This window comes from Burkholderia anthina, assembly GCF_902498995.1.
Classification (GTDB): Bacteria; Pseudomonadota; Gammaproteobacteria; order Burkholderiales; family Burkholderiaceae; genus Burkholderia; species Burkholderia anthina.
This window is the reverse complement of the sequence record NZ_CABVLY010000008.1, coordinates 204191-218398: the sequence shown is the minus strand read 5'-3', so window position 1 is coordinate 218398 and position 14208 is coordinate 204191. Positions and strand designations below refer to the sequence as shown.

Sequence of the window (14208 nt, the reverse complement as noted above, 5' to 3'; positions counted from 1 at the left end):
CGCGTTTCATCGCGCTGCGCCCCTCGTTACTTGCTCTTTTTCGCCCGCGTCTGGGTCGCCCTGCCTGCCTTGGCGCGCTGCGCGTCGACCAGCTTCACGAATTCATCGGCGACCGCGTTGCCGGTCGCATTCCACGCCAGGCGCACCGAACGACGCAGCCTGGGCGACAGCTCGAGCACCCGTCCGCCGAATCGCGTGTAGCTCAACGTGATGCGCGGGACGATCGACACGCCCATTCCCGCCTCCGCCATCGACAGGATCGTCCGCATCTCGACCACGTTGAATGCGGCTCGCAGCACCGCACCGTTGCGGGCGAAGTAATCCGCGATGACCGGCCCGCATCCGGCTTTCGAGAAAATGAACGGTGCCGCCGACAACACTTTGGCCGACACGCTCTTGCGGCCGTCGAACGTGTCGTGCGCGGCCACCGCGACGAAATCCTCGTCGAGCAGCGGCAGGTTGTGCGCGAACGTCTTGGTGCCCGCCACCACGCCGATGTCGGCCGTGCCGTCGTCGATCCACCCTTCGACTTCCGCGTCCGTCCCTTCGAGCAGCACCGCCGTCACACCCGGATGCCGCTCTTTCAGCGTCTCCAGCGCGGGCACGACGAACGCCAGCGATACGCTCGGCAGCGACGCGACCACCAGCCGCCCTTCGAGCTTGCCGCGCGACAGGCTGCACTGCTGGCGCAGCGTCTGCGCTTCGCGCACGACGTTCTGCACGTACGGCCACAGGCGTTCACCCGCCGCGGTCAATACGACCGGCTGCCGGTCGCGCAACAGCAGCTTGACCTCGGTGAGCGCTTCCAGTTCGGTCAGCGCGTGGCTGATCGCCGACTGGCTGCGACTGAGCCGATCGGCCGCCGCCGTCAGCGAGCCGAGTTCGACCACGGCCGCCAGTGCCTGCAACTGCGCAAGCGTCATCTCGCCTCCTCGTTTCGATGCATGTATTTTTCACATGCTAGGGTCGCACATCATGAATCGAATTGTATTGAACGGCGGCAACGATATGCAGCGGTCGCCGATGCCCCGCGCCGCGCTCGGGTAAGATTCAGCCTCGAACCGCGTGCGAGGCTGTCGAAGGGGCGCTCGTCTGCCGCGGGCCGGCCGGTGCGGACCGGCGGCCGGGCAATGCAGGCGGGCGACCGGTTCGATTCCAAACCAAACAACAACAGCGTGCCGAGCCGCACGCGCCGGCAGCAGGTGCATTCGATCGTGCCCGCCGCCGGTTAGTCTCGACCTGCTTCCGATGACTCATCTCGATCTGACTGAAGGTGTGCTGGTTGCCAGCCTGCATGGGCTTGCATTGCTCGATCTCGCCGGCATCGCCGTCGCGCTGCTGCTCGGCGGCATGGTCAAGGGGATCACCGGCATCGGCGTGCCGCTCGTCGCGATGCCGATCCTCAGCCAGTTCCTGCCGATCCGGCATGCGGTGCTGCTGCTGTCCATGCCGATCATTCTCGGCAACATCCCGCAAGCGCTCGAAGGCGGCGAAGTGCTGGCCACCGCCCGCAAGATCGCCGCGCCGATCGTGGGTACGGTGATCGGCAACGTCGTCGGGGTCGCCATTCTCCTTTCGCTGAACGCCGGGCACGCGCAGGCCGCATCGGGCGCGCTGCTGATCGTCGCCGCGACGCTGATGCTGAGCGCGCCGAAACTCAACCTGCCGTCCGCATGGCAGCAGCCCGTCGGATTCGCGCTCGGGTTCGGCGCGGCGCTGATGGAGAGCATCGCGTCGGTGCCGGGCCCGCTGCTCGCCACCTACCTGATTTCGTCCGGCGCGACCGGCCGGGCCTTCACGAAGCAGATCGCGATCATCCTCGTGGTGTCGATCGTCACGCTGATCACGACGTTCGGCGGCGCCACGCACGCGAGCGCCGCCGACCTCGCGGTTTCCGCGATGGCCAGCCTGCCGGCCATCGCCGGCATGTGGCTCGTTCGCCCGCTGCGGGACCGGATGTCGCCGCGCATCTTCCGGACCGTCGTGCTGCTGTTCGTGCTCGTCGCCGCGTCGCAGATGATCTGGAAGTCCGGCATCTTCCGGCACGCGGCACCGCCCGTCGCGCAGATGGACAACGGGCACGCCGGCAAGAAATGACGCCGGCGACGCCGGCCCGGCTCCCCGGCTGCAAGCAATCGCGCATGCGTTCTGAAAGCTGCGAAGCGTAGTATTCGCGAACCTGGCGCACCGCGCCCGACTCCACGAGAACGGGCCGGCGTCCGGTATCGACATTGCTGCTTGCCGGCCGACAGCCCGTCGGCGACGGCACGTTCTTCAAAGGCGCGAAATGGAAACATGGGTGTTGCTGGGCTGCGGGTTCGGTGTCGGTTTGCTGATTGCCGTCTGGGGGATCTGGTCGCTCAAGTAACGTGAGCATGACGAAGTTTTCGCCCTGACGCCCGCATCGGCGCGACGCTCGCCGGCGCGCCTCCCTTGCGCGCGGCCCCTGTCATTCCTTCCCCTCCGCCGTCGCGCGCCGCCCCATTCCTCAAGACGCGTTAGACTGTCCGGATGGAACAATGCCGTTATTGCCAGAGAATCCGCGATGAATGGGATTGCCACGGGGACGAATGCCGCCGTGCGATCGCGAAGGCACTGCGCCGACAGCGTGCGGGCCTGCCGATGGTGCCCGATCGCATCCGCAACGAATTGCCGTCCGGCGCGCCGACCCAGCAGGTGATCGCGGTCCTGTCGCGCCAGCGCCTGCGCGCGCGCCGCGGCAACGAGGAACGCCGCGAGCGCAAGGAAATCGACGACGCCGACGGCGTCTGATCCCGCGCCCGGCCCCGGTCCCGCGCCGTCTACCGGCGCCCCGCCGCCGGGCGCCCGCCCGCGCACGGCGGATCGCCGTCTTCCCGCCCTTCACTTGCAGATCCCGCAATATCGATTGGGGCCAGACCGACCTTATCCCGATATTATTGCCTCGCCTGCAATGATCTTTCGCTGGAATACACGTTTACCCTAGATCCACCGAAGCCTACGATGTAATCAATCGCTTACGACATGGTGTCGACGGCGAAGTCAATAAAACATCGGAGGTCATCATGAAATCGCTCGTTTCCGCAGTCGTCGCCGCTGTCGCCCTGTCCGCCTCGTTCGGCGCATTCGCTCAAAGCACCGTGACCCGCGCCCAGGTGCGCAACGAACTCGTCCAGCTCGAAAACGCCGGCTACAAGCCGAGCCAGTCGAGCCCGTACTACCCGGCCGACATCCAGGCCGCGCAAGACCGCGTGCATGGCGCGGACGCCACCGGCTACGGCGCACAAGCGGCCCCGGTCGTCCAGGGCGGCGCACCTGCCGTCAAGGTGCATAACGCACGCGACTCGGTCTACTTCGGCCACTAAGCCTGCCGCCGCCGCGCGCGTCGCGCGGTTCGCGCCAAGCGCTACAACGAGCCCGTCCCGCGACGGGCTCGTTGCGTTTACACCGCGAGCCAGCACACCCGCAAACCGTCAGCCGTCAGCCATCAACCGGTGCCGCCCGACGCAATGCGGCCGTCCGGTTCGGTGCCGAGCGCGCCGCTCAACAGTTCCTGATAGCGCACGCACGCGCGCTGCGCGGATGCCTTCGCCGCGTACATCGCCGCATCGGCCTTGACGAGCAGTTCCTCGGCCGACGCGCCGTCGGCCGGATACTCGCTGACGCCGATGCTCGCGCCGACGGCCACGCGCCTGTCGCCGAACTCGAACTCCTCGGCCATCACGAACTGGATGCGCGACGCGATATCGCCGATCGCCGCCGACGAGCGCAAGTCGGAAATCAGCACGATGAACTCGTCGCCGCCAAGCCGCGCGGCCATGTCGCCGCTGCGCAGCACCTGGCTCAGCCGCTTCGCCACGGCAACGAGCGTCCGGTCGCCGGCCGCGTGTCCGTGCTGATCGTTGATCTGCTTGAAGCGGTCGAGGTCGACGAACATCACGGCCAGCCCTTGCCGCACCGCGGCCGCATGCCGGATCGCCGCGTCGAGATGCGTCATGAAGAGCAGGCGATTGGGCAGCGCCGTCAGCGGATCGTGGCCGGCGAGATGCGTGAGTTCCTGCTGCTTCGCGCGCAGCATCGCGACCTGCGTGCGGATCTCGACGCGCATGCTGTCGAAGCAGCGCGCGAGCACGCCGATCTCGTCCGAACGCGCGACGGGCAACCGTTCGGCGGCCGGATCGTCGAACACGTGCGTCGCGGCGCGCGCGAGCATCTGCAACGGCCGCGTGATCGCGCGCGCGAACAGGATCGCGAGAATCACCGCCATCACGCTGGAGATGAGCACCATCCGGATGATCCGGTCGCCGAGGATCCCGGCCGGCGCCAGCACATCGGCGAGCGGACGCGCCATCCCGAGCACGACGAAGCGGTTGCCCTCGTTTTTGCCGAACGGCGTGCGCACGAACGCGAACATCTGGCCCGGCGCCTCGGCGGGCTGCCGGAGGCCGTTGAGCGTCACCTGCGTATCCGGGCCGGTAAACAGCGTGCGCGTGACGGCAAAGCTGTCCTGCATCAGCACGCGCCGCCCGCGATCGAAGCCGAACGCCTGCGACGGATCGGGATGCACGAGGAAATCGCCCCATTCGTTCGCGAGATACACCACGTAGTCGTGCGGCAGATCGCGTTCGAGCCGATCGAACATGCGCGACAACGCGACGTCGACGATCAGCGCTCCGACGATCCGGCCGGACGTATCGACGACCGGCGTTCCCACGCGCAGGATCGGCAGCCCTTCGGCCGCATGCGAACCGGTCTCGTGATTGATGACGATCGGCGACAGGTAGATGTGACCGGGTGCGGTCGCGAGCGTATCGAACACGTAGGAAAACTGCCCCTTCTCCTGGAACGCGCTGTCGGGCAACACGACGACCCCGTGCGTGTCGCGATCGACGCGGATGCGCTCCAGCCCGAAATGTTCGCTCGCGATCAGGCGGATCTGCAGGTATTCGGGGTGATTCCGCATGAAGCTGTAATACACCTGCTCGAGCCGCGTGCGCGGCCCGCGATCCGCGTTTTCGTCGCGCGCGACGATCGGCGACGACGGCAACTGCGCGAGCACGAGCGCATCGTCGGCGACGTCGGCCAGTGCCGTCGTGAAGCGCTGTCCGAGCAGTTGCGTCGACATCAGCAGGCTGTGCTGCGCTTCGTCCACGAGCATCGTCCGGTTCGCGCGATACGCGTAGTAGCCGGTCGTGCCGGACGCGATCACGCCGATGCACGCGAACAGCACGGACAGTTTCGACGTGAGCCCGAGCCGGATCATTTTTCGAAGCGCTCCGGACGATCGCCCGACACGATGCGGCTCCACAGCGACTCGCGCCGCGCGATGTCCTCGACCGGCTGAATCCACACGAGATGCGGATGCCCGATCGCGAGACCGGGCGGCAGGTCGAGCGTGTTCGCGAGCCCCTGGCGCTCGGTCAGCAACGCGCCGATCGCCGGTTCGAGCATGTAGTTGATCCACGCGAACGCGAGTTCGCGACGCGCCGCACCGCGCGTGACGGCCCAGCAGTCGAGCCATGCGAGCGCGCCCTCGTCCGGAACCACGTAGCCGACGTCCACGCCGGCGCGGCGCAGCAGTTCGACCTGCTGCGTGCCGTAGTTGCCGAACATCAATGCCGCGTGATGCTGGACGAACAGTTCGGTCGCTTCTTCAGGAAGCGTGTAATACGTGAGCAGGTTGCGTCGCAGGTCGATGAGCTTGTGCGTGACGGCCAGCGTCTGCGCGTGCGACAGGTGAAACGGGTCGGGATAGCCGAGCGCGAGCGCGGTAAACGAGAAGTTGTGCTGCGCGCTGTTGAAGTCGAGCACCCTGCCGCGGTAGCGGGGATTCCACAATTCAAGCATCGAGCGCGGCGTGGCCGCCACCTGCCTGCGATCGTAGATGAGGCCCATCGACGAATACGTGAACGGAATCCCGTACGTCGCGCCGCCGTGCACGAGGCCGCCGATCGCCGCGACGTGCTGAAAATTCGGCAGTTGCCGCCGGCGGTTCGGGATACGCGACAGGTCGATCGGCGCGAGCAGGCCTTCGCGCGCATAACGCTGGATCTCCGCCGTGTTGGCGGCGAGCACGTCGTACGGCGGCGGAGACGCGCTGTGCATGCGGGTCCAGAGCGCTTCGTCGGAATCGACGAAGGTCACTTCCACCTGTACATGAAATTGCGCCTCGAATGCATCGACCACATCCTGGTCCGCATAGCCGGGCCATGCAAGCACGCGCAGCAAGCTGTCGGCGGCCATGCCGGCCGACGCCGCGGACGCGGCCGCCGCCGGCACGCAGAACGCGCCGAGCACCGCGACGACGAGCAGCCGACGCAACCCGCGACGCACACGCCGACGCGCGCCGACACCCCTGCCCAATGGCTCTTCGTCCGTATTCCCCGGCTGCATTCGACTGTCCTTTTTCGAGCCGATGCGGATCGTGCAACGAGACCATAAAAAGCCCGCGTACGCAATCGGCACAAGCCGCACGAACGTACGCCCCGAGCGACTGTGACCGGTTGCGCGAATTGAATCGATTCGAATTGAAGCGAATCGAATCGATTCGATTCGATTCGATTCGTCAGCGGAAAGCCTCCGTTGCGCAGCCGGGCCGCGGATGCATGCCGCGCGACCGGCAACGCGTGCCGGTCATGCCCGCACGCCGAGCCTCCCGTCGATGCTCCGCGGCACGTTCAGCGGATTGCCGTCGCGCAGCGCGTCGGGCAACAACCCGTCGGGAACGTCCTGGTAGCAGACCGGCCGCAGGAAACGGCCGATCGCGGCGCTGCCCACCGACGTGGAGCGGCCGTCCGACGTCGCCGGATACGGCCCGCCATGCACCATCGCATGCGCGACCTCGACGCCCGTCCCGAAGCCGTTCACGAGGATCCGTCCGGCGCGACGCTCGAGCAGCGGCATGAATGCGCGTGCCGCATCGCGATCGCGCTCGTCCAGATGCAGGGCGGCCGTCAGTTGCCCGTCGAGCCGTTCGACGAGCGCGTGCATCGCGTCGAGACTCGGGCAGCGCACGATGAGCGACGCGGGGCCGAACACCTCGTCGTGCAATGCCGCGTGCCGCGCGAAATCCTCCGCCCGCGTCGCGAACAGCGCCGCGCGGCCCGCGTGACGGATCTCGCCGCACGCCGCGCCACACGCCAGCCGTTCGACGGCGGCATGGGTCGCGAGCCGCTCGACCGCCGAATCGTATGCGGCATGGATACCCGGCGTCAGCATCGCGGTCGCGGGAAGGTCGGCCAGCGCGGCGGCGGCGGCCGCCTCGAAGCGCCGCAGCGCCGGGCCGTCGACGCCCAGAATCAGCCCCGGATTCGTGCAGAACTGGCCGGTGCCGAGCGTCAGCGACGCGGCGAACGCGCGGCCGATCGCTTCCGCGCGCGCGTCGAGCGCATGCGGAAACAGCAGCACCGGATTCACGCTGCTCATCTCCGCGTACACGGGAATCGGCTGCGGGCGCGCGGCGGCCAGCGTCATCAGCGCGACACCGCCCGCACGCGACCCCGTGAACCCCACCGCCTGGATCCGCGGATGACGCACGAGCGCCGTGCCGACGTCGTGACCATCGTCGAACAGCAGCGAGAACGTACCGTCCGGCATCCCGCATGCGTCGACCGCCTCCCGGATCGCGTGCCCCGCCAGCGCCGACGTGCCGGGATGCGCGGGATGCGCCTTCACCACCACGGGGCAGCCGGCCGCGAGCGCCGACGCGGTGTCGCCACCCGCCACCGAAAAAGCCAGCGGGAAATTGCTCGCGCCGAACACGGCGACCGGGCCGAGCGCGACGTTCTGCAGACGCAGATCCGCGCGCGGCGACGGCTGACGTCCGGGTTGCGCGGGATCGATGCGCGCGCCGAGAAACGCGCCGTCCCGCACGACCTGCGCGAACATCCGCAGTTGCGCGACCGTGCGCGCGCGCTCGCCTTCGACCCGCGCGCGCGGCAAGCCGCTTTCCGCGACACAGCGCGCGATCAGCGTGTCGCCGAGCGCCAGCAGACGGTCGGCGATGGTGTCGAGCAAGGTTGCGCGCGCATCGAGCGGCCGGTTGCGATAGTCGTCGAACGCTTGCGCCGCCAGCGTGCACGCCGCGTCGACGTCCTGCGCCGACGCGCGGCCGAACACGGGATCGAGCGCGGCGCCGGTGGCCGGATCGATCGCCTGGAACCCGGCCGCGCCGGCAACGTCGCGCCGGCCGATCAGGGAAGCGCCGGAAATATGCATGAATCGTCCTCGGTGAATCATTGAATCGTTGAATCGATCAAGCGTGCCGCGCCGGCATGCCGGCCGTCGGGCAGCGTCGGTAGGCGCGGCTGCCTCAACGGCCCCAGCGCAGCACGAGCGGGTCGAGCGGCCGCGCGATGCGCAACAGGCTGTCGCGCGTGGCCGGATGCATCGCCGGCAGCGGATGGCGCACGGCGTCCGACGCGATCACGCCGCCCGCCTTCATCAGCGCCTTCGCGGTCGCGATGCCGCCCTGCCGGTTCTCGTGATTGATCAGCGGCAGCCAGCGCTGGTACCGCCGCTCCGCTTCGGCGGCGTCGCCGGCCACCCATGCGTCGAGGATCGCGCGAATGCCGTCGGGATAGGCGCCGCCCGTCATCGCCCCCGTCGCGCCGGCCTCCAGATCGGCCATCAGCGTGATCGCCTCTTCGCCGTCCCAGGGCCCCACGATCGCGTCGCCGCCGAGCGCGATCAGTTCGCGCAGCTTCGCGGCCGCCTGCGGCACCTCGATCTTGAAGTACGACACGTTCGGAATCTCGATGGCCATCCGCGCGAGCAGCGCGGCGGACAGGTGCGTGCCGCTCGCCGGCGCGTCCTGGATCATGATCGGGATGTCGATCGCATCGGACACGGCGCGGAAGAACTCGACGATCGCCGTCTCGCTCGCGCGGAACGTCGCACCGTGATAAGGCGGCATCACCATCACCATCGCGGCTCCGGCGTCCTGCGCGCGGCGGCTGCGCTGCGCGCAGACGGTCGTGCCGAAATGCGACGTCGTGACGATCACGGGCACCCGGCCCGCCACGTGCTCCAGCACGCAGTGCATCACCGCGTCGCGCTCGTCGTCGGCCAGCGAGAACTGCTCGGAGAAATTCGCGAGCACGCACAGGCCGTCCGAGCCCGCGTCGATCATGAAATCGACGCAGCGGCGCTGCCCGTCGAGGTCGAGGCGGCCGTCGTCCGCGAAGATCGTCGGGACGACCGGAAACACGCCGCGATAGCCGGCGGCTGAAAGACTCGATTGCATGGGTGAAACTCCTTGCTGCGAAAGGTGAGGTCAGGTAATGGCGCCGATCTGCCAGGGCACGAACTCGTTCTGTCCGTAGCCGTGCAGTTCGCTGCGCGTCGGGCGGCCCGAGGCCGCGTCGAGCATCATCCGGAACAGCGTCGCGCCGAGCGCGTCGATGCGCACGCCGCCGTCGAGCACGTCGCCGCAGTTCAGGTCGATGTCGTCGGCCTGCCTGCGCCACAGCGCGCTGTTGGTGGCGAGCTTCAGCGACGGCGTCGGCGCGCATCCGTACGCGGAGCCGCGCCCCGTCGTGAAGCAGATCAGGTTCGCGCCGCCCGCGACCTGGCCGGTCGCGGAGATCGGGTCGTAGCCGGGCGTGTCCATGAACACGAGCCCTTTCGCGCGCACCGGCATCGCATACTCGTAGACGTCGACGAGATTCGTGCTGCCGGCCTTCGCGATGCCGCCGAGCGATTTCTCCAGCACGGTCGTGAGCCCGCCCGCCTTGTTGCCGGCCGACGGATTGTTGTTCATCGATGCGTGATGGCGCGCGCAGTAGTCCTCCCACCAGCGGATGCGCGCGACGAGCTTCTCGCCCACGTCGCGCGACACCGCCCGGCGCGTGAGCAGATGCTCGGCGCCGTAGATCTCCGGCGTCTCGGACAGGATCGCCGTGCCGCCGTGCCGCACCAGCAGGTCGACCGCCGCGCCGAGCACCGGATTCGCGGTAATGCCCGAATAGCCGTCGGAGCCGCCGCACTGCAGGCCGACCGTCAGGTGGCTCGCGCTCACCGGCTCGCGCCGCACGTCGTTGGCGGCGGCGAGCATCGACTCGACGAGCGCGATGCCCTTCTCGATCGTCCTGCGGGTGCCGCCGCTGTCCTGGATCGTGAAGGTGCGCAGCCGCGCGTGTTCGGCCAGCCCTTGCGTCTCGAGCAGGCGCGGGATCTGGTTGGTTTCGCAACCGAGACCGATCATGAGCACCGCCGCGAAATTCGGGTGGCACGCATAGCCGCCGAGCGTGCGCTGCAGGATCGCGAGTGCGTCGCCGTCCGGGTCGACCGCGCAGCCGACGCCATGCGTGAGCGCGACGACACCGTCGACGTTCGGATACGCGGCGAGCGCCTCCGGATGGATGTCCCGGCGGAAATGATCGGCGATCGCGCGCGCCACCGTCGCCGAGCAGTTCACGGAAGTCAGGATACCGATGTAATTGCGCGTCCCGACGCGGCCGTCCTCGCGCACGATGCCGTCGAAGGTCGCGCGCTGCGCGTCCGGCACGAAATCGGTTGCGCCCGCACCTGCGCCGAACGCGTAGTCCCGCGCGAACTCGCCCATGTCGAGGTTGTGGGTATGGACGTGCTGGCCGGGCCGGATCGGCTGGCTCGCGAAGCCGATGATCTGGCCGTAGCGATGCACGGGCGCGCCGGCCGCGATCGCGCGCGTCGCGATCTTGTGGCCGGCCGGGATCAGCCCGGCGACGGTCACGCCTTCGTCGTCGATGAGGGTGCCGCCCACGAGTTGCTCGACGGCGACGACGACGTCGTCGGCGGGATGAAGCCGGATCGTGCGCGCGCGCGGCGCGGCGGGCGCCGGCTGGGTTTCGATGGAAAGGGACGACATGGTGGTTTCCGGTTGAATCAGGCGACGGGCATCAGTCGAGGCCGCGGTCGCGATAGTCGATGAGGCTCGCGCAGACGGCCAGGCCGAACGCGGCCACGACGAAGAACATCAGCGCGAGGAAATAGGTGCCGGTGAATTGCACGATGAGGCCGATCAGGATCGGCACGATGACGCCGACGATGTTGCCGCCAAAGTTCATCGCACCGGCCAGCAGGCCCGCGCGGGACTGGCCGCCGAGCGTCGCCGGCACGCCCCAGAACATCCCGCACCAGCGGATGAAGAACAGCGCGATCGACAGCAGCACGACGACGCTGACGAGCCCCGTCGCGAAGCTCACCGCGAGAATCGCCGCGGCGGACGCGAAGCCCGCGACCGAGAACATCGAGCGCATCACGCGGTTCGGTGCGCCGCCGGCCGCGCGCCACTTGTCGGCGACCCAGCCGCCGAACAACTCGCCGACGAAGCCGCACATGAAGATGATGAAGGTCGCGCCGCCCATCTGCTTCAGGTCGAAGCCGTGCGCCTTGTGCAGGTAGCTCGGCATCCACGTCATCAACCCGTAGAACACGCTGTTGTAGCAGGCCCAGCTCGCGAACATGAACAGCACGGAACGGTCGCGCAGCAGTTCGCGGAACGGCACGCGCGCCTTCGGCTCGCCGGTGCTCGCCGCGGCCGCATGCGCGCTCACGTGCTCCAGTTCGGCCGCGTTCACGCCCGCATGCTCGGAAGGATGATTGCGGATGTACCACCACGCGCCGATGCCGACCACGATCGTGCCCACGCCCGCGACGACGAACGCCAGCCGCCACGAACCGAGGCCCGCGATCAGCGCGGTGATGATGATCGCGCCGCAGGCCGAGCCGAGCGGCGCGCCGCCGTCGAGCAGCGCCGCGCCGCGGCCGCGTTCGGACGGCGTGAGCCACGTGCCCGCGAGCTTCGCGCCGGCCGGCATGATCGGCGACTCGGCGATGCCGAGCCCGAGCCGCGTCAGCAGCAGCGGCACCCAGCTGAAGCAGACGGCCGCGACGGCCTGGCACGCCCCCCACGCGATCGTGGCAAGGCCGACGATGGTGCGCGCCTTGAAGCGGTCGACCAGCAGCCCGCTCGGAATCTGCATCAGCGCGTAGGTCCAGAAGAACGCGCTCAGCAACACGCCCTCCATCGCCGGCGACAGGCTGAATTCGGTCGAGATGATCGGCAGCGCGACCGACAGCGACGCGCGATCGATGTAATTGATCGACGACAGCAACAGCAGCAGCCAGAAAATCCGCCAGCGCACGGCAGTCGGCGCGGCGGCCGGGGCATGGACCGTCTGGCGCGGTCCGGCTGAGTCTTCGATATGCATGCCTGTCTCCTGTGGGGATGATCGTCGGCCCGCCTTTTTCGTTGAGACGGCCAACTAATATATTAGTTGGCAATTATAGAGATGCAGACCGGCAGCGTCACCGGGGTAAACCCGCTGCCCCGGGGTCGAGCCGATCGTCCGAATTGCCGCGCGACATCCCGGAAATGATGCGTGCACTAATATACTGATCGACCGGCGCGCGCCGGCCCGCACCGGAGTGCGATGCGAACGCGTGCCGGCTACCTGCCACCCTCTTGCCGATTTATGAAGTCAGAACCCACCGTCCAGGACACTTTCATCGCCCGCCTGATCCCCGCGGACTTCGCGCTGGACCGCTCGCAGGCGCTGTCCGTGCAGATTCACGCGCTGTTGCGCGACGCGATCGTGACGATGACGCTGCACCCGAACGACGTGATCTATGAACGCGCGATCGCCGACGCGCTCGGCGTGTCGCGCACGCCCGTGCGCGAGGCGCTGCTGCAGCTTGCGCGCGAGGAGCTCGTATTGATTGCCGCGCAGTCCGGCACCTTCGTCGCGCCGGTGAAACGCGAACAGTTCGCCGAGAGCGCCTTGATCCGCAAGGTGCTGGAAACCGCCGCGATCCGCCGCGCGGCCGAGGTCATCAGCGCGCGCGAGCTCGAGCAGCTGCACGACATCCAGGACGCCCACCGGCGCGCAATCGCGCGCGGCAACGCGGTCGCCGCGATCGCCTGCGACAACGCGTTCCATGCGACCGTCAGCGCGGCCGCGCGGCTGCCGCGCGTGCAGCAGCTCGTCGAATTCGTGCGCGCGCCGATCGATCGCGTACGGCACGTGACCGTGCGCGACCCGGTCGTCGGCGAAGTCACGCTCGCGCAACACCAGAAGCTGCTCGACGCGCTCGAATGTCACGATGCCGACGCGGCCGAGCGCGCGCTGCACGAGCACCTCGACGACGCGTACGCGCGGCAGCAGCGTGCGTACGACGATCATGTCGCGCTGTTCGAGGGCACCTGACACGCGCGGGGCGCGACGCGGCGGCCTGCCCGCACCGATGAAGCGCCCGCCTCCCGGAACTCGACTCGATACCCGGACGGCAAACGACTTCCCTCAGCGGCAGCCCCCCGGTTAGCGCCAGGCCTGCGTGAATTCCGCGATCACGCGCGACAGGTGCGCGCGCATCGCGTCGCGCGCACCGTTCGCATCGCGCGCCATGATCGCCGCGAAGATGCGCTGGTGATCTTCCTGCGACGCTTCGCGCAGCGCGGTCGAGTGAAAGTGTTCCTCGATCTTGTCCCACAGCGGATCGCTGCGCGCGCAGTCCCACATCGCCGTGACCATGTGCAGCAACACGGTGTTGCCGGTCGATTCCGCGATTCTCAAATGGAACTGGCGATCGGCCGTGTCGTACGCGGCCTTGTCGTTCATCTGCTCGCGCATCGTCGTCAGCGAGAAAAACAGCCGGTCGAGATCGGCGTCCTTGCGCTCGGTCGCCGCGAGCGCCGCGACTTCCGCCTCGATCAGCCCGCGCGCGCGCAACGTCTCGATCGGGCCGGGGCCGCGCGGCACTTCGAACGTCACCGGGCGCGCGGCGTCGGCCGCCGACACGTAGATGCCCGAGCCGACCCGCACCTCGACGACCCCCTGCACCTCCAGCGCGATGATCGCCTCGCGCACCTGCGTGCGGCTCACGCCGAACTGGTCGGCCAGGCTGCGCTCGGAGGGCAGCCGCGCGCCGGCTTCGAACGCCCCGGCCGCCACCATCGCGTGAATCTCGCGCGCAAGGCCGATATAGGAGCGGTCCGCGGCTTCGGCGTCGCGGCTGGCGGGCGGGCTGGAAAGATCGGTCATCGAATGGGCTCGCAACGGGCTTGCCGGCGCGCGCGCGGCGCCGGAACCACAAAATGGTACACCAATTCTGGCCACCGCCTGCCAGCCAGCACCGCCAGGGCTTCGGTACGGGCCCGACGGGCAGCAAAAATTGGCAAACAACTGGTAAACCACTATCCCGCCAAACTGGCATACCAATCATAATCCGCTCACACCGACGACGGGG

General features: G+C 68.4%; 12 protein-coding genes. 4 read left to right on the top strand and 8 right to left on the bottom strand.

The window, feature by feature from the left end; translation table 11 throughout:
* Positions 1-26: 26 nt before the first annotated feature.
* Complete coding sequence (locus BME24068_RS13265; RefSeq protein ID WP_174926347.1) at positions 27-923, bottom strand: LysR family transcriptional regulator; 897 nt, start codon at positions 921-923, stop codon at positions 27-29.
* Between the two features lie 325 nt (positions 924-1248).
* Here BME24068_RS13265 and BME24068_RS13260 point away from each other — a divergent pair, with 325 nt between their 5' ends.
* From BME24068_RS13260 to BME24068_RS13250, 3 genes are all read left to right on the top strand, one after another.
* Positions 1249-2097, top strand: coding sequence for a sulfite exporter TauE/SafE family protein (locus BME24068_RS13260; protein WP_174926346.1), 849 nt, complete (start codon positions 1249-1251; stop codon positions 2095-2097).
* A 414-nt stretch (positions 2098-2511) separates the two neighbouring features.
* Positions 2512-2772 (top strand): hypothetical protein, encoded by a 261-nt coding sequence (locus BME24068_RS13255; protein ID WP_006760082.1) that lies wholly within the window; start codon positions 2512-2514, stop codon positions 2770-2772.
* 272 nt (positions 2773-3044) lie between these two features.
* Entirely contained in the window at positions 3045-3344 is a 300-nt protein-coding gene (locus BME24068_RS13250; protein WP_174926345.1) for a DUF4148 domain-containing protein, read from the top strand.
* Positions 3345-3466: 122 nt separating this feature from the next.
* Here the strand turns inward: BME24068_RS13250 and BME24068_RS13245 are convergent, their stop codons facing one another.
* From BME24068_RS13245 to BME24068_RS13220, 6 genes are all read right to left on the bottom strand, one after another.
* Positions 3467-5242 (bottom strand): diguanylate cyclase domain-containing protein, encoded by a 1776-nt coding sequence (locus BME24068_RS13245; protein WP_174926344.1) that lies wholly within the window; start codon positions 5240-5242, stop codon positions 3467-3469.
* Entirely contained in the window at positions 5239-6372 is a 1134-nt protein-coding gene (locus tag BME24068_RS13240; RefSeq protein ID WP_174926343.1) for an extracellular solute-binding protein, read from the bottom strand. Before BME24068_RS13240 ends, BME24068_RS13245 begins: the two co-directional genes overlap by 4 nt.
* 240 nt (positions 6373-6612) lie before the next feature.
* The gene (locus tag BME24068_RS13235) at positions 6613-8196 is read right to left on the bottom strand and encodes an aldehyde dehydrogenase (NADP(+)) (RefSeq protein ID WP_174926342.1); all 1584 of its coding nucleotides are present in this window, start codon (positions 8194-8196) and stop codon (positions 6613-6615) included.
* Between the two features lie 94 nt (positions 8197-8290).
* Positions 8291-9223: a dihydrodipicolinate synthase family protein gene (locus tag BME24068_RS13230; protein WP_174926341.1), complete on the bottom strand. Its 933-nt coding sequence runs from the start codon at positions 9221-9223 to the stop codon at positions 8291-8293.
* A gap of 30 nt (positions 9224-9253) precedes the next feature.
* Positions 9254-10828 carry a UxaA family hydrolase gene (locus BME24068_RS13225; RefSeq protein ID WP_174926340.1) on the bottom strand — a complete coding sequence of 525 codons (1575 nt, stop codon included), beginning with the start codon at positions 10826-10828 and terminating at the stop codon, positions 9254-9256.
* Positions 10829-10859: 31 nt separating this feature from the next.
* Positions 10860-12173, bottom strand: coding sequence for an MFS transporter (locus BME24068_RS13220; protein ID WP_174926339.1), 1314 nt, complete (start codon positions 12171-12173; stop codon positions 10860-10862).
* A 264-nt stretch (positions 12174-12437) separates the two neighbouring features.
* On the opposite strand from BME24068_RS13220, the gene BME24068_RS13215 reads away from it, so the two are divergent.
* Positions 12438-13169, top strand: a complete 732-nt coding sequence (locus BME24068_RS13215) for a GntR family transcriptional regulator (protein ID WP_096499658.1) — start codon at positions 12438-12440, stop codon at positions 13167-13169.
* A gap of 111 nt (positions 13170-13280) precedes the next feature.
* Here the strand turns inward: BME24068_RS13215 and BME24068_RS13210 are convergent, their stop codons facing one another.
* Positions 13281-14003 (bottom strand): FadR/GntR family transcriptional regulator, encoded by a 723-nt coding sequence (locus tag BME24068_RS13210; RefSeq protein WP_174926338.1) that lies wholly within the window; start codon positions 14001-14003, stop codon positions 13281-13283.
* Between the last annotated feature and the right edge of the window lie 205 nt (positions 14004-14208).

Bases quoted from the DNA above. Each gene is read 5' to 3' on its own strand.
- BME24068_RS13265 (WP_174926347.1), bottom strand. From the start codon at position 923: ATGACGCTTGCGCAGTTGCAGGCACTGGCGGCCGTGGTCGAACTCGGC.
- BME24068_RS13260 (WP_174926346.1), top strand. From the start codon at position 1,249: ATGACTCATCTCGATCTGACTGAAGGTGTGCTGGTTGCCAGCCTGCAT.
- BME24068_RS13225 (WP_174926340.1), bottom strand. From the start codon at position 10,828: ATGTCGTCCCTTTCCATCGAAACCCAGCCGGCGCCCGCCGCGCCGCGC.
- BME24068_RS13220 (WP_174926339.1), bottom strand. From the start codon at position 12,173: ATGCATATCGAAGACTCAGCCGGACCGCGCCAGACGGTCCATGCCCCG.
- BME24068_RS13245 (WP_174926344.1), bottom strand. From the start codon at position 5,242: ATGATCCGGCTCGGGCTCACGTCGAAACTGTCCGTGCTGTTCGCGTGC.
- BME24068_RS13250 (WP_174926345.1), top strand. From the start codon at position 3,045: ATGAAATCGCTCGTTTCCGCAGTCGTCGCCGCTGTCGCCCTGTCCGCC.
- BME24068_RS13210 (WP_174926338.1), bottom strand. From the start codon at position 14,003: ATGACCGATCTTTCCAGCCCGCCCGCCAGCCGCGACGCCGAAGCCGCG.
- BME24068_RS13255 (WP_006760082.1), top strand. From the start codon at position 2,512: ATGGAACAATGCCGTTATTGCCAGAGAATCCGCGATGAATGGGATTGC.
- BME24068_RS13230 (WP_174926341.1), bottom strand. From the start codon at position 9,223: ATGCAATCGAGTCTTTCAGCCGCCGGCTATCGCGGCGTGTTTCCGGTC.
- BME24068_RS13235 (WP_174926342.1), bottom strand. From the start codon at position 8,196: ATGCATATTTCCGGCGCTTCCCTGATCGGCCGGCGCGACGTTGCCGGC.
- BME24068_RS13240 (WP_174926343.1), bottom strand. From the start codon at position 6,372: ATGCAGCCGGGGAATACGGACGAAGAGCCATTGGGCAGGGGTGTCGGC.
- BME24068_RS13215 (WP_096499658.1), top strand. From the start codon at position 12,438: ATGAAGTCAGAACCCACCGTCCAGGACACTTTCATCGCCCGCCTGATC.